Origin of the sequence: Streptomyces sp. NPDC048584 (assembly GCF_043199595.1) — a bacterium.
Classification (GTDB): domain Bacteria; phylum Actinomycetota; class Actinomycetes; order Streptomycetales; family Streptomycetaceae; genus Streptomyces; species Streptomyces edwardsiae.
Genome location: NZ_JBICWF010000001.1, coordinates 58,507 through 75,397, shown reverse-complemented (window position 1 = coordinate 75,397; position 16,891 = coordinate 58,507). Strand labels below are relative to the sequence as shown.

Genomic DNA, 16,891 nt, shown 5'->3' with positions numbered 1-16,891 from the left:
GTCAGCGTCCCTCTTCCATCCAGGTGGCCCGCGGCCCGTCCAGCACGATGTCCCAGTGGTAGCCGAGCGAGAACTCCGGCACCGACAGGCTGTGGTCGTACGTCGCGACGAGCCGCTGCCGCGCCGCGTCGTCGGTGACGGACTGCAGGATCGGGTCGTACGGGAACAGCGGGTCGTTCGGGAAGTACATCTGCGTCACCAGCCGCTGGGTGAACGCCGAGCCGAAGACCGAGAAGTGGATGTGCGCCGGACGCCAGGCGTTCACATGGTTGCGCCATGGATACGGGCCCGGCTGGACCGTGGTGAAGCGGTAGAAGCCGTCCTCGTCGGAGAGCGTGCGGCCCACGCCGGTGAAGTTCGGGTCCAGCGGCGCCTCGTGCTGCTCGCGCCGATGGGCGTACCGGCCGGCCGAGTTGGCCTGCCACACCTCCACCAGCTGACCGCGCACGGGCCGGCCGTCGCGGTCGAGCAGCCGCCCGGAGATGGTGACGCGCTCACCGATCGGCTCACCGGGGTGCTGCCGGGTGAGGTCGTTGTCGACCACGGTGATGTCCCGCTCCCCGAACGCGGGGGAGGACAGCTCCACCAGCTCCGGGTCCTTACCGGCGTCGATGGCGACCGGCGGCCGCTGCGGATGACGCAGCACCGACGAGCGGTACGGGGCGTAGTCGCGGCGCGGGTGGTGCTCGACGGGCGCCCCGTCCGCGACCCGCTTCCCGTACGCGGCGCGTTCGGCCGCGATCTCCCGGTCGATGTCGGCTTGAGTGAGTACGTCGGTCACGACAGGCCCTCCCCGAGGGTGAGTTCGGCTCCGGTCCTGGCGGTGATCTCGTCGACGGACACGCCGGGAGCGGTCTCCACGAGGACGAGTCCGCCGTCGGCGACGTCGAGGACACCGAGGTCGGTGATGATCCGGTCCACGCACTCCTTGCCGGTCAGCGGCAGCGCGCACTCGGTCACGATCTTCGGTGAGCCGTCCTTCGCGGTGTGCGTCATCACCACGATCACCGTGCGGGCGCCGTGGACCAGGTCCATCGCGCCGCCGATCCCGGTGACGAGCTTGCCGGGTATCGCCCAGTTGGCCAGGTCACCGCGCCCGGACACCTGCATGGCGCCGAGGACGGCGACATCGATGTGCCCGCCGCGGATCATCGAGAACGACAGCGCCGAGTCGAAGAAGGACGCGCCCGGAAGGACGGTGACGGTCTCCTTCCCGGCGTTGATCAGGTCCGGGTCGACCTCCGGCTCGGTGGGATACGGGCCCGTGCCGAGGATGCCGTTCTCGCTCTCCAGCACCACCTCGACACCCGGCGGAAGGTGATCGGGGATGAGCGTGGGCAGACCGATGCCGAGGTTGACGTACTGGCCGTCGCTCAGCTCCCGGGCCGCCCGCGCGGCCATCTCTTCCCTGGTCCAGGCCATCAGCCGCTCACCGTCCGCCGCTCGATCCGCTTGTCCGCCGCCTGGTCGGGCGTGAGCGCGACGACCCGCCGCACGAAGACGCCCGGCAGATGCACCGCGTCCGGATCGATCGCGCCGGGCTCGACCAGCTCCTCCACCTCCGCGACCGTCACCCGGCCCGCCATCGCGGCAAGGGGGTTGAAGTTGCGGGCCGACTTGCCGAACACGAGGTTTCCGTGCCGGTCGCCCTTCGCCGCCCGCACCAGCGCGTAGTCGGTGCGGATACCGCGCTCCAGCACGTACTGAATGCCGTCGAACTCCCGCACCTCCTTCGCCGGCGAGGCGACGGCGACGCCGCCGGAGCCGTCGTAGCGCCACGGCAGACCGCCCTCGGCGACCTGCGTGCCCACCCCGGCCGGGGTGTAGAACGCGGGGATGCCGGCGCCCCCGGCGCGCAGCCTTTCGGCGAGCGTGCCCTGCGGGATCAGCTCCACCTCCAGCTCACCGGCCAGATACTGCCGGGCGAACTCCTTGTTCGCGCCGATGTAGGAACCGGTCACCCGGGCGATCCGGCCCGCCGCGAGCAGCACCGCGAGCCCGGACTCCATGGCCCCGCAGTTGTTGGAGACGACCGACAGAGAGCCGGTCCCGCGCTCGTACAGCGCCTGGATCAGCACGTTCGGCACACCGCTGAGGCCGAAGCCACCCACCGCCAGCGACGCGCCGTCCGGTACGTCAGCCACCGCCTCCGCAGCGGAGGCGACCACCTTGTCCATCCGAGGAACCCCATCCCAGCGAGACGACCGATTTAGTCAGCGCACTGAGTATTTACGTGGGACAGCTCTGCTGTCCAGTACTCTTCGGATGCCTGCAAGAGATCAGTGCACTGACAAAAGTACCGGGGGAGCGCATGGCCGCCGTGGACCTCACCACCCATCCCGGGCACCTCGCCCGCCGGCTCCAGCAGGCGCACCACCTGCTGTGGAACACGATGGTCTCCGAGGAGACCACCTCGCCGCAGTTCGCGGTCCTCAACGCCCTCGTCGCCGAACCGGGCCTGGACCAGCGCACCGTGGGGGAGAGGGTCGGCCTCGACCGGTCCACCATCGCCGAGGTGATCGCCCGGCTTCTGCGGCGCGGACTGCTGGACAAGGTCCGCGATCCGCAGGACGGCCGCCGCTTCCTGCTGCGCCTCACCGACCACGGCGTACGCACCCACCGCGGGCTGACCGTGCGCACCGCCCGGATGAACCAGGTACTGCTGGCCCCTCTCGCCCCCGAGGAACAGGCGGTGTTCATCGACCTGATCCGCAGGGTGGCCGACGCGGCCGAAGGGCTGCGCGACCCCGCCCCCTCCCTGGCCGCCCCGCACTGACCGGTACCGCTCAGGGCGTCTCCGTGTACACCACCCACACCTGACCGGGCGCGACGTTCACCTCCTCGCCGTCGCCGGTGGTGAACGACGTGCCGTCCCCGGCCGTCGGACGGCTCCACCGCGCCTCGTACGCCTGCCCGCCACGCAGCACCGTGGCCTTCCCCGAGCCCACCGTCTCGGTGTACGGGGTGTTGTTGCCGAGGAAGTCCCCGAACCGGGAACGGCGCACGCTCACGTGCTGCACGACGACCGTCGGCGGCGCCAGCCGCTCGCCCTCCGGGGTGAGCGCGGGCGTCCCGTCCATGGAGACCAGCCAGCCGTCGCGGGCGCCGGACCAGGTGAAGGTGAAGCGGGCCGCCGGGAAGCGGACCGTCACCTCGGCGTCCGTCCTGCCGCCGGCCGGCGCCGGACCCTGATGGAATCCGGTGGTCGGCGAGGCCGCGCCGGGCGGCTCCTTCCTGAGCCGGTCCGGTCGCAGATACAGATTGTGCGGGGCGAACCGTCCAGAGCGCCGGACGAAGGCGTCCGGCGCCGACTCGGGGGTCACCGCCTCCAGCGGAGCCCGGTCGATGAGCGGCAGCAGCTTGCCCTGCGCCCCGGAGAAGGCCAGCACCGGACGGTCGAACTGGCGCAGCAGCTCGAGATCCGACTCACGGGCGCTGCGCACCGGCCCCACGGACTCCGGGAGCCGGGTGGCGTACACCGCCAGCAGCCGGCTCAGTCCGCCCTCCACCTGCTCGACATAGACCACGTCGGCGGCGTCCAGACCCGTCTGCGGCCGGGCCGGGAACGCGTTGTCGATCTTCACGGCCAGCACCGGAGAGGTCTCCGGCTCACTCTCCGGCTCGCTCGGCGTCGTTTCCCGTGGCGCGGCGGACGACTGCCGGGGCGATCCGCGCCCGTCGTCGCCCGGCGCCTGCGACACCGTGCACCCCGCCGCCAGTCCGGCCGCCAGCAACGCGGCCACCAGCGCTCTCGCCCCCGTGCCGCGCCGTCGGCGCGCCCCTTGTCCCGTGCCCACCGTCGCCACCGCGCCCGCCTCATATCATCCGTTGTCTTGATTGTGCGCTTTTCCGATAGTCACTGGCCATAGCCGATCAGAGGCGTTCCCGCGCGGTGACGTCCGCCGATCGGCCCAGCGGCCCGCGGTTCGGCGTGCCGCCGCTCGGGTACCCGGACGCCCACCGCACGAGCGGCACACCGGCCGGCACAGAAGGGAGCGGGCGGCGATGAGGGCACTGACCTGGCAGGGAAAGCGGGACGTGAGGGTGGAGAACGTGCCCGATCCCCGGATCGAGGAGCCGACGGACGCGATCATCCGCATCACCTCCACCGGACTGTGCGGATCCGATCTGCATCTGTACGAGGTACTCACCCCGTTCATGACACCGGGCGACATCCTCGGCCACGAGCCGATGGGCATCGTCGAGGAGGTCGGGGCAGCGGTGCCGGACCTCCAGGCCGGCGACCGGGTCGTGGTGCCGTTCCAGATCGCCTGCGGCAACTGCTGGATGTGTCTGACCGGACTGCCCACCCAGTGCGAGACCACCCAGGTCAGCGCCGAGGGCATGGGCGCGGCCCTGTTCGGCTACACCCGGCTGTACGGCGCGGTGCCGGGCGCCCAGGCCGAATACCTGCGGGTCCCGCAGGCGCAGTACGGCCCGATCAAGGTCCCTGAGGGGCCGTCCGACGACCGGTTCGTCTATCTCTCCGACGTCCTGCCCACCGCCTGGCAGGCGGTCGAGTACGCCGGTGTCCCGCGGGGCGGCAGCGTCGCCGTGCTCGGCCTCGGCCCCATCGGCGACATGGCCTGCCGGGTGGCCCAGGTGCAGGGCGCCGGGACGGTGTTCGGCGTCGACCTGGTCCCGGAACGGCTCGACCGGGCCAAGGAACGGGGCGTGGAGACCTTCGACCTGCGTTCCTTCGACGACGAGAAGGAACTCGTCACCGCGATCCGCGACCGGACCGACGGCCGTGGCCCCGACGCCGTGATCGACGCCGTCGGCACCGAGGCGCACGGCGGCGCGGCCGCCCGCATGGTGCAGAACGTCTCGGCACTCCTGCCCCGCAAACTCAGCGGCCCGATGGCGGAACGCTTCAGCGTCGACCGGCTCGCCGCCCTCCACACCGCCATCGAACTGGTGCGGCGCGGCGGCACGATCTCGGTCGTCGGCGTCTACGGCGGTATGGCCGACCCGATGCCCATGCTCACACTGTTCGACAAGCAGATCCAGCTGCGCATGGGACAGGCGAACGTACGCCGCTGGAGCGACGACATCATCCCCCACCTCACCGACGAGGACCGGCTCGGCGTCGACGACTTCGCCACCCACCATGTCTCCCTCGACGAGGGCCCGGAGGCCTACGCGATGTTCCAGGAGAAGCGCGACGGCGCGGTCAAGGTGCTGATGCGGCCCTGACTCAGGCGCCGCCGAGGATTTCGGCGAGGTCGTAGCGGACCGGCTCCTCCAGCTGCCCGTACGTGCAGCTCTCCGGGGTGCGGTCCGGGCGCCAGCGGCGGAAGCGGGCGGTGTGCCGGAAGCGCCGCCCGTTCTCCATGTGGTCGTACGCGACCTCGGCCACCCGCTCAGGGCGCAGCGGCACCCAGGAGAGGTCCTTCCGCCCCGACCAGCGGCTCGGCGCGCCCGGCAGCCGCGCCGACTCGTGGGCGGCCTCGTCCGCCCAGGCCGCCCACGGATGCCCCGACACGTCGTCCATCCGCAGCGGCTCCAGCTCCCCGATCAGCTCCGCCCGCCGCTTCATCGGGAACGCCGCCGACACACCGACATGCTGTAGCCGCCCCTGGTCGTCGTGGAGCCCCAGCAGCAGCGAGCCCACCACCGGGCCGCTCTTGTGCAACCGGTACCCCGCGACCACCACATCGGCCGTGCGCTCGTGCTTGATCTTGTACATGGCCCGCTCGTCCTGCCGGTAGCGCAGCTCCAGCGGCTTGGCGATCACCCCGTCCAGACCCGCCCCCTCGTAGTGCTCGAACCAGCCCCGCGCCACCTCGATGTCCGTCGTCGCCGGCGCCACATGCACCGGCGGACGCACCCCCGCCAGCACCCCGGCCAGCCGCTCCCGGCGGCCGGTCTGCGCGGTCTCCAGCAGGGACTCGTCCCCCAGCGCCAGCAGATCGAAGGCGACGAAGGAGGCCGGCGTCCGCTCGGCGAGCGTCCGCACCCGCGAGTCCGCCGGATGGATGCGCTCGGTCAGCGCGTCGAAGTCGAGGTGTCCCTCCCGCGCGATCACGATCTCCCCGTCCATCACACACCGGGTGGGCAACCGCTCCCGCACCGCCACCACCAGCTCGGGAAAGTACCTGGTCAGCGACTTGCCGGTACGGCTGCCCAGCTCGACCTCGTCCCCGTCACGGAACACGATCGCCCGGAACCCGTCCCACTTCGCCTCGTACTGCATCCCCGGCGGGATCTTCGCCACGGACTTGGCGAGCATCGGCTTCACGGGCGGCATCACGGGCAGATCCATGCCCCGATTCTGCGCGCCCGCGCCCGGTACCGCCCGGTGTGCGCGCTATGCGCGCTACGCCTACGGTGGCTCGCATGGGCGACGCGGTGGAACTCGAGGTGGCGGGCCGGACCGTACGGCTGTCCAGTCCGGGGAAGATCTTCTTCCCGGAGCCCGGATACACCAAGCTCGACGTGGCCCGCTACTACCAGGCCGTCGCCCCCGGCATCCTGCGCGCCCTGCGCGAGAGGCCCACCACCCTGCAGCGCTACCCGGACGGGGTCACCGGCGAGTGGTTCTACCAGAAGCGCGCGCCGAAGAGCATGCCCGACTGGATCCCCACCGCGCACATCACCTTCCCCAGCGGACGCAGCGCCGACGAGATGTGCCCCACCGAGGAGGCCGCCGTGGTGTGGGCCGCCCAGTACGGCACCCTCACCTTCCACCCCTGGCCGGTGCGCCGCGACGACGTCGACCACCCCGACGAACTCCGCCTCGACCTCGACCCCCAGCCCGGCACCGACTACGACGACGCCGTCCGTGCCGCGGGTGAACTGCGCGCCGTACTGGACGAGTTCGGCGGACTCCGGGGCTGGCCCAAGACATCCGGCGGCCGGGGACTGCATGTCTTCGTGCCCATCGAGCCGCGCTGGACCTTCACCCAGGTACGGCGGGCCGCCATCGCCGTCGGACGGGAACTGGAACGGCGGATGCCCGAGCGGGTCACCACCAAGTGGTGGAAGGAGGAGCGCGGCGAACGTATCTTCGTCGACTACAACCAGACCGCCCGCGACCGCACCATCGCCTCCGCCTACTCCGTACGCCCCCGCCCGCACGCGCCCGTCTCGGCGCCGCTGCGCTGGGAGGAGACCGGCGCCGCGCGTCCGCGGGACTTCGACATCACGACCATGCCCGCGCGCTTCGCCGAACTCGGCGATGTGCACGCGGACATGGACGATCACGCCTACTCACTGGAGCCCCTGCTCGAACTCGCCCGCCGGGACGAGCACGACCACGGCCTGGGCGATCTGCCGTACCCGCCCGAGTATCCGAAGATGCCGGGGGAGCCCCTGCGGGTACAGCCCAGCCGGGCCAGGAAACCGGAACCTCCGGCCTCCTGACCCGGGGGACGTGCCTACAGCTCCTTGATCCGGACGTCCCTGAAGGAGACGACGTCCGTCGTGCTGTGCACCTGCAGTCCGACGTAACCGGAGGCGAACCGCCGCCCGTCCGTGCCCGGGTCGTCCGAGCGCGGCGGGGTGAAGTCCTGGCCGCCGATGTTGTCGAACTCGTTGATCAGCACACCGTTGCGGTAGACCGAGTAGTGCTGGTCCACCACCCGGATCTCGTAGTCGTTCCAGGTGCCCTTCTGCGTCACGCCCGCGCCGGCCAGACCGACCCGGTCGAAGCCGTAGACCGAGCCCGTCTTGTACATGTCGCCGGTGGGCGAGTCGAACGCCTGCACCTCGTGCCCGTACTTGATGGCGACCCACTCCGGGCTCGGCTCCTCCGGGTGGTCGTGGACCTGCGGGAACCGCACGAACACACCGGAGTTGGCGTTGACGGTGCCCGGACCGTCATCACGCCACTGCAGCTTCAGCGAGAAGTCGCCGTACTTGCGCTCGGGGAACCACAGCATGCCGAGGCCGCCCCGTGAGGTGCCGGAGGTGATCGAGCCGTCCGGGTTCAGCGCGAACGAACCGCCGCCCACGTGCTCCCACTTGCCGAACGACTCCTGGGTGCCGTCCAGGATCTTGCGGTAGCCGTCGGTCTGGCCGGGCTTGCCGATGCCGGACTGACGGGCCGCCTTGTTGACCGCCCGGTACTCCCGCTGGTCGACGACCCCTTCCTTCTTGAGCCTGTCCAGGACGGTCTTCACATGCTTGAGGAACAGCGCCTGGGAGGTCCACTCCTTCTCGTCCTCGATCAGCTCACCGATCCGGCACCGGCTGTTGGTGACCCGGTTCGGCACACCCGAGTCGACCGTGCCGACGATTACCGTCAACCGCTCGTCGTACTCAGGGCAGTTGGGCGCGGGCACCCCGCCGTCCGCCACCACCGTGAAGTTCACGGCGAGCGGCTCGGAGGTGTTGCCGGCCCGGTCGCTCGCCCGGTAGGCGACCGTGTGCCGGCCCGCCCGGTCGACCACCACGGGCGCGGTGTACGCCAGGTAGGGGCCGCCGTCGAGCGAGTACTCGATACCGGCGACACCGGAACCTCCGTGCCCGTCGTCGGCGGTGACGGTCACCTTGGCGTCACCGACGTAGGCGCCGTCGGAGTTCTTGGTGCCCTCCACGGTCACACCGGTCGCCGGCGGGGTGGTGTCCTGCGGGGGAGCGGCGACGACCGTGAACTCCACGCTCTTGGCCGCCGCCGCGTTGCCCGCCCTGTCGGTGGCCCGGTAGCGCACGGTGTGCGTACCCACCTGATGCACCATCACCGGTCCGGTGTACGGCTGCCAGGCGCCGTCGGCGCCGATCGCGTACTCGATGGTGTTGACGCCGGTACCGGTGTCCGACGCGGTGACGGTGACCGTCGCCATGTCGATGTAGTCACCGGCGTCGTTCTTCTCACCGGCCACCGTCGCCGAGGTCTGAGGCGCGGTGGTGTCGTCGGACTGCGGGGCGGCCACGGTGAACTCGACGCTCTGCTCCGCCGATACGTTGCCCGCCTTGTCCAGCGCGCGGTAGCGCACGGTGTGCGTGCCGACCTGGTCGACGACGACCGGGGCGGTGTACGGCTGCCAGGCGCCGTCGGCGCCGATCGCGTACTCGATCCGCTCCACGCCCGAACCCTCGTCGGTGGCGGCGAGCGCGACGCTCGCCGAACCGACGTACTCACCGTCCGCGTTCTGCGAACCGGTCACCTTCGCCGTGGCCTCGGGCGCGGTGGTGTCGTCACCGCCGCCGCCCTCGGTCACCGTGAGGATGCCCTGCATCTCCCCGTGGCCCGGGATGGTGCAGTGGTAGAAGTAGCGCCCCGGGGTGAGCGTCACCTCGGCGGTGTGCTTCCCGCCCTGGGCGTCGGCCGGATTGGCCAGGATGTTCAGCTGGACGTCGTTGTTGAACTCCGGGTCGGAGGTCACGAATGTCAATGTGTGCGGCATTCCGGTGGTGTTGCCCGTCGCCGCGCTGTTCTCGAAGACGATCGTCGCCGCACCGGCCACCGCGGTCACTGGCGCGGACACATAGTCGGTGATGCTGTCACCGGCGGTCCAGGTGAGGACCTGCTCCGCCGCCGCGCCGGCCGCGGACCGGGGGTCACCGGCCGCGGACGTCGTCTGCAGACCGAGCGTCATCAGCAGGGCGGCCAGCAGACCGGCCCATATTCTTCGTTGCCGTATCACTGGTTTCACTCGGCCTTCCTCGCCAGCTGACCGGCGGCCGGGGTCGGGCCGCCGCCCGTGTAGGTGACCCGCCACAGCGCGGACTTGGAGTCGGAGGTGAAGAAGCCCCGGCCGTAGTCGAGGACGTACAGCGAGCCGTCCGGGCCGAACTTCCAGCCCATCAGGTTCCTGATGCCGTCGTTGCCGACCGGCACGATCTTCTTCAGTGACTCCGAGTGCACCGGAAGACCGCCGTCCCCCTGCGTCTTCGGGTCCATCAGCACCGCGTTGCGCGGCTGGTCGGCGTCGTAGAAGTCACCGACGAACCACTTGCCGTCCCAGTACGCCGGCCACTTGACCTCACTGGCGCTGTCGGCGTCGTAGCGGTAGACCGGGCCGTTCATCGCGGCCTGTCCGCCGCCCTTCAGCCAGGGCAGCTTGTACGTGGCCTCACCCTGGACGTACGACGGGACGCCGTTCGCGTCGCGCGGGTAGTCCGGGCCGCCGCCCTGCGGCGAGTACCAGATGTTGTTGCCGGTCACCGGCGGCAGATTGACCAGACCGTCGTTGTTCGGCGACTCGTTCTTCGGGTGGTCGCAGTCGTACCAGCCCAGCGGCTTCGACGGGTCGGGCAGATTGCGGTCCCGGTAGGGCTGCTTGTTGCCCATGCAGTAGGGCCAGCCGCGGTTGGACGCCTTGGTGATCACGGCGAACGTGTCGTACTTCGCCGGACCCCAGGTCGTCGACGGGGCGCCGGCGTCCGGGCCGACCCAGCCCGCGTACAGGGTGTCGGTCCGCCGGTCGACGGAGATGCGCGCGGGGTTGCGCACACCCATCACATAGATCTCGCCGCGCGTCTTGCCGCCGCCCTCGGCGGTCTCCTCACCGGTGAACAGGTTCCCCTCGGGGAGGGTGTACGTGCCGTCCGGCTCGGGGTGGATGCGAAGGATCTTGCCGTTGAGGTTGTTGGTGTTGCCGGCGGTGCGGCGCGCGTCCGCGAAGGACACGCCCTTGAAGTTGGGCTGCGGGTTGTTGCCCGAGTAACCGTCGCTGAAGCCACTGGAGTTGTTGTCACCGGTGGCGATGTACAGATTGCCCTTGGAGTCCCAGGCCAGCCCGCCGCCCGCGTGGCAGCAGCTGTGGATCTGCACCGGCCACTTCAGCAGCACCTTCTCGCTGGACAGGTCCAGCTTGTCGGTGGCCGGGTCGAGCGTGAAGCGGGAGACCCGCCGCTCGGCCATGTGCGTGTCCCGGTTGATCTCCGAGTGCGGGGTGTAGTGCAGATACACCCACCCGTTCTGCTCGAACGCCGGGTCGAGTTCGATGCCGAGCAGGCCCTCCTCGACCTTGCGCAGCTCGTCGCCGCCGCCCTTGTTGCCGAAGACGGTGAGCGCCCCGGCGAGGGTCACCTTCTTCGTCTTCGGGTCGTAGACGTGGACCTCGCCCCTGCCCTTGCCGATGTCCGGGTCGTTCCAGTCGGTCACCACGGGCTGGGAGGCGTCGGCGCCGCCCCGGCCGATGTACAGCACGCGGCCGTCGGGCGCCGCCACCAGGCCGTGCGGCTCGCCGATCTGGTCGTTCCGGCCCGGCTGGTTGGGCTGGGTCAGCCGCTCCGCCTTGTAGTTGCCGGTGATGGTCGCCTTGCAGTCGGCCCGCACCAGCCGGGTGGTCCACAGCAGCGCGCCGCGCAGATGGTCACGGAAGTCGGTCTCGTCGTACGACGACACCGTGCCGCCCATCCCGGTGTAGAAGGACCGGCCGCCGTCGTAGTCACGGCACCAGCTGACCGGGTGGTCCCAGCCGTTGGCGCTCGCACCGGGCTCGTACGTCGACTCGCGGACCCTGGCGACCGTGTGCACGTCGCCGGACGGGTTCTTCACCCAGTTGAGCCACTTGTCGGGCCGCTTCCACTGCTGCGGCAGGCTCTTGGCCGCCGGATGCGTCCGGTCGCCGACCTCGACGGTCGCCCGCTGCACCGTGCCGGGGCTGGAGGCGGCCGGGCGGGCGCCGATCAGACCGGTGAACCAGTCCGAGTACGGCTCCGCGCGGGCGGCGTCGTGCAGACCGACGAAACCGCCGCCGGCCTCCATGTACGCCTCGAGGCCCGCCTCCTGGTCCGGGTCGAGGACGTCCCCGCCGCCGGTCAGGAACACGATGGCGTTGAACCGGCCCAGCTTCTTCTCGTTGGTGAAGACCGAGGCGTCGTCCGTGGCGGTGACCTTGAACCGCTGGTTCTCCGGACCGGACAGCCCGATCTTCTCGATCGCCGCGATCCCGGCGTTCACAAGTGGTGACTCGTCACCGGCGGCCGCGGAGCCGTAGAACAGCAGCACACGTACGTTCGCGCCGCCCGGGGGCGACTTGATGGACATCGTTGTCAGGGACGGATCCGGGGCCGTACGCGCGCTGGCGGCGGGACCCGACAGCAGTCCGGCGGCGACGACACCGGCGGTCACGGTGGCCGCCCAGGCGCGTCGTCCGGTTCTCGTCCTTCGTGCGCTCGTGGTGCTTCTCGTGCTCAGCCCTCGTAAGCGCATGGGTTCTTGATGCGATGTGGACCGCACGTGGCCACCCACCCCTCCTCGGTCGCAGCAACAGCGTCAAGGAAGCTAGACCTCTTTGCGCCACACGCCAATACCTATCGCAGAGATGACACGAACTTTGTCCTGAGTGTGGATAAACGAGGGGGCGGCCGCTACGGTTTCACAGGTTCATGACAGCCACGTGGGGAGTTCGGCATGGACAGACGCGGTTTCAACCGACGCGTACTGCTGGGCGGCGCTGCCGTCGCGACATCGTTGTCCATCGCGCCCGAGGCCGTGAGCGCGGCCACACCGGCGAAGACCGCGCCCGCCGGGGGCGAGGTGCGGCGTATCAAGCTGTACGCCGAGCGGCTCGGCGGCGGACAGATGGGCTACGGCCTCGAGAAGGGCAAGGCGTCCATCCCCGGACCGCTGATCGAGCTCAACGAAGGCGACACCCTGCACGTCGAGTTCGAGAACACCATGGACGTGCCCGTGAGCCTGCACGTCCACGGGCTGGACTACGAGATCTCCAGCGACGGCACCCAGCAGAACAAGAGCGACGTCCCGCCCGGGGGCACCCGCACCTACACCTGGCGCACCCACAAGCCCGGCCGCCGCTCCGACGGCACCTGGCGGTCGGGCAGCGCGGGCTACTGGCACTACCACGACCATGTGGTCGGCACGGTGCACGGCACCGGCGGCATTCGCAACGGGCTGTACGGGCCGGTGATCGTGCGCCGCAAGGGCGACGTACTGCCGGACGCGACCCACACCATCGTCTTCAACGACATGTCGATCAACAACAAGCCGGCGCACACCGGGCCGAACTTCGAGGCCACGGTGGGGGATCGCGTCGAGATCGTCATGATCACGCACGGCGAGTTCTACCACACCTTCCATATGCACGGTCACCGCTGGGCCGACAACCGCACCGGCATGCTCACCGGGCCCGACGACCCCAGCCAGGTCATCGACACCAAGATCTGCGGCCCCGCCGACTCCTTCGGCTTCCAGATCATCGCCGGGGAAGGGGTCGGAGCGGGTGCCTGGATGTACCACTGCCATGTCCAGAGCCACTCCGACATGGGCATGGTCGGCCTGTTCCTGGTGAAGAAGCCGGACGGTACGATCCCGGGCTACGACCCCCACGAACACGCGCACGGGGCGGCCGCCGAGGAGACCCACGAGCACGAGCACTGACGCACCGGACGTTGATCCGAGAGCGCTCTCGCCCGTGGCGGGGCGGGGCTATCCTTGCCCGCAGCCGCAGGTGAGGAGCCCTGACAGTGACCGACACAGTGCCGCGCCCCACCCTGGAGGCCGTGGCCGCGCGGGCCGGGGTCTCCCGGGCCACGGTCTCCCGCGTGGTCAACGGCTCGGACGGGGTGCGCGAACCCCTGGCCGAGCGGGTGAGGCGGGCGGTGGACGAACTCGGGTACGTGCCGAACCAGGCGGCCCGCAGCCTGGTGACCAAGCGGCACGACGCCGTCGCGGTCATCGTGGCCGAACCGGAGACCAGGGTCTTCGCCGACCCCTTCTTCGCCCGGCAGCTGCGCGGCATCAGCAAGGAACTGACGGCCCACGACAACCAGCTGGTCCTGCTGCTCACCGAGGACCGCGACGACCACGCGCGCGTCGGCCGCTACCTGGCGGGCGGGCATGTCGACGGCGCGCTGGTGTTCTCCCTGCACATCGACGACCCGCTGCCCCAGCTGATCCAGCGGGCCGGTCTGCCCACCGTGTACGGCGGCCGGCCCGACTGGAACGGCGGCCAGGGCGGCGTGTCCTACGTCGACAGCGACAACCGGGGCGGCGCGCGTGACGCCGTACGGCATTTGCTCGGCCTCGGCCGCGGGCGCGTCGCCCACATCACCGGCGCGCTGGACCAGACGGCGGCGGTGGACCGGCTGGACGGGTTCCGGGACGTCATGGGGGACGCGGATCCCCCGCTGGTCGCGGAGGGGGACTTCACGCCGGGCGGGGGTGAGCGGGCGATGCGGCTGCTTCTTGAGCGGTGCCCGTCGCTGGACGCGGTGTTCGCGGCGAACGATCTGATGGCGGCGGGGGCGTTGCGGGTGCTGCGTGAGCAGGGGCGGCGGGTGCCGGACGACGTGGCGGTCGTGGGCTTCGACGACATGCTGCCGATCGCGGAACAGACGGATCCGCCGTTGACGACGGTCCGTCAGGACATAGAGGAGATGGGCCGGCTGATGGCCCGTCGCCTCCTGAGCGACCTCGACGGCGCCGATGCCGACGGTCTGATCCTCCCGACGACGCTGGTGCGGCGAGCGTCAGCGTGACACGAGGGTCTTCGAACGCCGGAGAGGCTGAACTCAGCCTCTCCGGCGTTGGAGGAGCGGGGATCCGGGGCGGAGCCCCGGTGTCGGGACGGGAAGGGGCGGCGGGGGCGAGTAGAACCCCCACCCGTCCGCCCCGCCCCGGCGGTGACGGTCACCCAACGGTGGAACACTCGCCAGGGAGGAGGCACCATGCTCACCACCCACTTCACCGACGGCTCCCCCAACTGGATCGACGTCGGCACCGCCGACATGGACGGCGCAGCCCACTTCTACGGCACCCTCTTCGGCTGGGAGTTCGCCTCCGCCGGCCCCGACGCCGGAGGCTACGGCTTCTTCCGGCTCGCCGACCGCATCGTCGCCGGCGGCATGCGGACCACCCCCGAACAGGGCCCACCCGCCTGGACCGTCTACTTCCGGACCCCCGACGCCGACGCCACCGCCGAGGCCGCCCGACAGGCCCACGGCAGCGTCCCCGTCCCACCCGTGGACGTCATGCGGCAGGGCCGCATGGCGATCCTCGCCGACCAGACCGGCGTCCCCTTCGGCGTCTGGCAGCCCGCGCAGCGCAAGGGCCTGGAAGTGGCCGGAGAGGCCGGCTCGCTCTGCTGGGTCGAGCTCTGCACCCCGGACATCGCCCGCGCCGCCGCGTTCTACCACTCCGTCCTCGGCTGGGAGACCTCGGCGGTGGCCTTCCCGGGCGGCGTCTACACCTCCGTCAACCCCGCCGGGACGGGCGAGGACGGCATGTTCGGCGGACTGGTCCCGCCCGCCGACGACCTCGCCGGACCGGAGACCGGCGAGCCCCACTGGCTGCCGTACTTCGGGGTGGACGACACGGACGCCGTCGTCGCCAGGGCCGTGGAACTGGGCGGCCGGGTGCGCCTGCCCGCCACGTCCCTCGCCGGCGTCGGCAGGCTGGCCCGCCTGGAGGACCCGTACGGCGCACGGTTCGCCGTCATCAAGGGCGACCCCCGCCAGACGTGAAAGACCCGGCGCGCCGCCGTGCGCGCCGGGTGTCCCGCCGACATCATCATGCGGTCACGCGAATCCCCGCGTTGATCCCGCGTTGAGCGAACGTTTTTCGCCGCCCGGCACGCTTCCGGTCATGCACACCGAAACGTTCCCGTCGCCCGACCTCGCCTGGCAGGAGGAGGCGCTGTGCGCGCAGACCGGGGGAGACTTCTTCTTCCCCGAGCCGGGCAGCTCGGTCCGTGACGCCAAGCGGATCTGCGGCCTGTGCCCGATCCGCGCGACGTGCCTCGAGTACGCCCTCTCCCACGACATGCGGTTCGGCGTCTGGGGCGGCATGTCCGAGAAGGAACGCCTGGAACTGCGCCGAACGGGCCGCTGACTAGACGTGTTGCGCGCGGGCCGCCATACGGGCCTTGCGAGCCGCCAGCTTCTCGTCGAACTTCGACGCCTCCGCGTCCAGGCCGCCCATGAAGAGGCCCAGCTCCTCCTGCGCCTTGAGCCCCTCGGGGCCCAGCCCGTCGATCTCCATGATCTTCAGGAAGCGCAGCACCGGCTGGAGCACGTCGTCGTGGTGGATGCGCATGTTGTACACCTCGCCGATGGCCATCTGCGCGGCCGCCCGCTCGAACCCGGGAATCCCGTGTCCGGGCATCCGGAAGTTCACCACGACATCGCGCACCGCCTGCATCGTGAGGTCCGGGGCGAGTTCGAACGCCGCCTTCAGCAGATTGCGGTAGAAGACCATGTGCAGGTTCTCGTCGGTCGCGATGCGTGCCAGCATGCGGTCGCAGACCGGGTCACCGGACTGGTGGCCGGTGTTGCGGTGCGAGATGCGGGTGGCCAGCTCCTGGAAGGCGACGTAGGCGATCGAGTGCAGCATCGAGTGCCGGTTGTCCGACTCGAAGCCCTCACTCATGTGCGACATGCGGAACTGCTCCAGCTTGTCCGGGTCCACCGCCCGCGAGGCGAGCAGGTAGTCCCGCATCACGATGCCGTGCCGGCCCTCCTCGGCCGTCCAGCGGTGCACCCAGGTGCCCCAGGCGCCCTCCCGGCCGAACAGCGTGGCGATCTCGTGGTGGTAGCTGGGGAGGTTGTCCTCGGTCAGCAGGTTGACCACCAGGGCGATCTTGCCGACCTCGGTGACCTTCGACTGCTCCTTGTCCCAGGCCTCGCCGTCCTCGAAGAAGCCCGGGAAGTTGCGTCCGTCGCTCCACGGCACGTACTCGTGCGGCATCCAGTCCTTGGTGACCTTCAGATGCCGGTTGAGCTCCTTCTCGACCACTTCCTCCAGCGCGTACAACAGCCGGGCGTCGGTCCAGACCGAAGGGCTGCCCAGGTGGGGAGAAGTGAGCGACACGGGTGACTCCAGGGGACGGGAGAATACGGAAGTACCGGCGAGCGGGCCGGGAACCTACGGCATCGTAGGCTACGAGTCCGTAGGTTACGTAGCCGTAGGTTAAGAGCGCCGTAAAGACCCCTGATCAGCGGGGTCCCCGAAGCGCCGTCCAGGGGTGCGGAGCCGCAG

15 protein-coding genes are annotated in these 16,891 nt (G+C 70.5%); 7 read left to right on the top strand and 8 right to left on the bottom strand.

The window, feature by feature from the left end; genetic code table 11:
• Position 1 precedes the first annotated feature (1 nt).
• Genes pcaH through ACGFR9_RS00340 form a run of 3 tightly spaced genes read right to left on the bottom strand, consistent with a single transcriptional unit; the run spans position 2 to position 2,177 of the window.
• Positions 2 to 781 carry a protocatechuate 3,4-dioxygenase subunit beta gene (pcaH, locus tag ACGFR9_RS00350; RefSeq protein WP_393201299.1) on the bottom strand — a complete coding sequence of 260 codons (780 nt, stop codon included), beginning with the start codon at positions 779 to 781 and terminating at the stop codon, positions 2 to 4.
• Complete coding sequence (locus ACGFR9_RS00345) at positions 778 to 1,422, bottom strand: CoA transferase subunit B (RefSeq protein WP_393201296.1); 645 nt, start codon at positions 1,420 to 1,422, stop codon at positions 778 to 780. Before ACGFR9_RS00345 ends, pcaH begins: the two co-directional genes overlap by 4 nt.
• A complete protein-coding gene (locus tag ACGFR9_RS00340; protein ID WP_393201293.1) occupies positions 1,422 to 2,177 on the bottom strand; it encodes a CoA transferase subunit A in 756 nt (251 codons plus the stop codon). The genes ACGFR9_RS00345 and ACGFR9_RS00340 overlap by 1 nt, the downstream gene beginning before the upstream one ends.
• A gap of 134 nt (positions 2,178 to 2,311) precedes the next feature.
• Here ACGFR9_RS00340 and ACGFR9_RS00335 point away from each other — a divergent pair, with 134 nt between their 5' ends.
• Entirely contained in the window at positions 2,312 to 2,776 is a 465-nt protein-coding gene (locus tag ACGFR9_RS00335; protein WP_393201290.1) for a MarR family winged helix-turn-helix transcriptional regulator, read from the top strand.
• A gap of 10 nt (positions 2,777 to 2,786) precedes the next feature.
• On the opposite strand, the gene ACGFR9_RS00330 is transcribed toward ACGFR9_RS00335, so the two are convergent.
• The gene (locus tag ACGFR9_RS00330; RefSeq protein ID WP_393201287.1) at positions 2,787 to 3,806 is read right to left on the bottom strand and encodes a DUF3048 domain-containing protein; all 1,020 of its coding nucleotides are present in this window, start codon (positions 3,804 to 3,806) and stop codon (positions 2,787 to 2,789) included.
• Between the two features lie 199 nt (positions 3,807 to 4,005).
• On the opposite strand from ACGFR9_RS00330, the gene ACGFR9_RS00325 reads away from it, so the two are divergent.
• Positions 4,006 to 5,196 carry a zinc-dependent alcohol dehydrogenase gene (locus tag ACGFR9_RS00325; RefSeq protein ID WP_393201284.1) on the top strand — a complete coding sequence of 397 codons (1,191 nt, stop codon included), beginning with the start codon at positions 4,006 to 4,008 and terminating at the stop codon, positions 5,194 to 5,196.
• A gap of 1 nt (position 5,197) precedes the next feature.
• On the opposite strand, the gene ACGFR9_RS00320 is transcribed toward ACGFR9_RS00325, so the two are convergent.
• A complete protein-coding gene (locus ACGFR9_RS00320) occupies positions 5,198 to 6,265 on the bottom strand; it encodes an ATP-dependent DNA ligase (RefSeq protein WP_393201281.1) in 1,068 nt (355 codons plus the stop codon).
• A gap of 74 nt (positions 6,266 to 6,339) precedes the next feature.
• On the opposite strand from ACGFR9_RS00320, the gene ligD reads away from it, so the two are divergent.
• Positions 6,340 to 7,365 carry a non-homologous end-joining DNA ligase gene (gene ligD, locus ACGFR9_RS00315; protein WP_393201278.1) on the top strand — a complete coding sequence of 342 codons (1,026 nt, stop codon included), beginning with the start codon at positions 6,340 to 6,342 and terminating at the stop codon, positions 7,363 to 7,365.
• A gap of 14 nt (positions 7,366 to 7,379) precedes the next feature.
• Here ligD and ACGFR9_RS00310 read toward each other — a convergent pair whose 3' ends face one another.
• Together ACGFR9_RS00310 and ACGFR9_RS00305 are read right to left on the bottom strand one after the other, a co-directional pair.
• On the bottom strand, positions 7,380 to 9,572 hold the full coding sequence (locus ACGFR9_RS00310; RefSeq protein ID WP_393202723.1) for an OmpL47-type beta-barrel domain-containing protein: 2,193 nt from the start codon (positions 9,570 to 9,572) through the stop codon (positions 7,380 to 7,382).
• A gap of 23 nt (positions 9,573 to 9,595) precedes the next feature.
• Positions 9,596 to 12,106, bottom strand: a complete 2,511-nt coding sequence (locus tag ACGFR9_RS00305; protein ID WP_393201275.1) for a ThuA domain-containing protein — start codon at positions 12,104 to 12,106, stop codon at positions 9,596 to 9,598.
• A 201-nt stretch (positions 12,107 to 12,307) separates the two neighbouring features.
• Between ACGFR9_RS00305 and ACGFR9_RS00300 the strand changes: the two genes are divergently transcribed.
• The 4 genes from ACGFR9_RS00300 (at position 12,308) to ACGFR9_RS00285 (ending at position 15,745) form a co-directional block, all read left to right on the top strand.
• Positions 12,308 to 13,294, top strand: coding sequence for a multicopper oxidase domain-containing protein (locus ACGFR9_RS00300; RefSeq protein ID WP_393201272.1), 987 nt, complete (start codon positions 12,308 to 12,310; stop codon positions 13,292 to 13,294).
• An 86-nt stretch (positions 13,295 to 13,380) separates the two neighbouring features.
• Positions 13,381 to 14,394, top strand: a complete 1,014-nt coding sequence (locus ACGFR9_RS00295; protein ID WP_393201269.1) for a LacI family DNA-binding transcriptional regulator — start codon at positions 13,381 to 13,383, stop codon at positions 14,392 to 14,394.
• Positions 14,395 to 14,583: 189 nt separating this feature from the next.
• On the top strand, positions 14,584 to 15,378 hold the full coding sequence (locus tag ACGFR9_RS00290) for a VOC family protein (protein WP_393201266.1): 795 nt from the start codon (positions 14,584 to 14,586) through the stop codon (positions 15,376 to 15,378).
• 121 nt (positions 15,379 to 15,499) lie between these two features.
• On the top strand, positions 15,500 to 15,745 hold the full coding sequence (locus ACGFR9_RS00285) for a WhiB family transcriptional regulator (protein ID WP_030219100.1): 246 nt from the start codon (positions 15,500 to 15,502) through the stop codon (positions 15,743 to 15,745).
• Here the strand turns inward: ACGFR9_RS00285 and ACGFR9_RS00280 are convergent, their stop codons facing one another.
• Positions 15,746 to 16,723 (bottom strand): acyl-ACP desaturase, encoded by a 978-nt coding sequence (locus ACGFR9_RS00280; RefSeq protein WP_393201263.1) that lies wholly within the window; start codon positions 16,721 to 16,723, stop codon positions 15,746 to 15,748.
• Between the last annotated feature and the right edge of the window lie 168 nt (positions 16,724 to 16,891).

Bases quoted from the DNA above. Each gene is read 5' to 3' on its own strand.
- ACGFR9_RS00345 (WP_393201296.1), bottom strand. From the start codon at position 1,422: ATGGCCTGGACCAGGGAAGAGATGGCCGCGCGGGCGGCCCGGGAGCTG.
- ACGFR9_RS00340 (WP_393201293.1), bottom strand. From the start codon at position 2,177: ATGGACAAGGTGGTCGCCTCCGCTGCGGAGGCGGTGGCTGACGTACCG.
- ACGFR9_RS00335 (WP_393201290.1), top strand. From the start codon at position 2,312: ATGGCCGCCGTGGACCTCACCACCCATCCCGGGCACCTCGCCCGCCGG.
- ACGFR9_RS00325 (WP_393201284.1), top strand. From the start codon at position 4,006: ATGAGGGCACTGACCTGGCAGGGAAAGCGGGACGTGAGGGTGGAGAAC.
- ACGFR9_RS00320 (WP_393201281.1), bottom strand. From the start codon at position 6,265: ATGGATCTGCCCGTGATGCCGCCCGTGAAGCCGATGCTCGCCAAGTCC.
- ligD (WP_393201278.1), top strand. From the start codon at position 6,340: ATGGGCGACGCGGTGGAACTCGAGGTGGCGGGCCGGACCGTACGGCTG.
- ACGFR9_RS00305 (WP_393201275.1), bottom strand. From the start codon at position 12,106: ATGCGCTTACGAGGGCTGAGCACGAGAAGCACCACGAGCGCACGAAGG.
- ACGFR9_RS00300 (WP_393201272.1), top strand. From the start codon at position 12,308: ATGGACAGACGCGGTTTCAACCGACGCGTACTGCTGGGCGGCGCTGCC.
- ACGFR9_RS00290 (WP_393201266.1), top strand. From the start codon at position 14,584: ATGCTCACCACCCACTTCACCGACGGCTCCCCCAACTGGATCGACGTC.
- ACGFR9_RS00285 (WP_030219100.1), top strand. From the start codon at position 15,500: ATGCACACCGAAACGTTCCCGTCGCCCGACCTCGCCTGGCAGGAGGAG.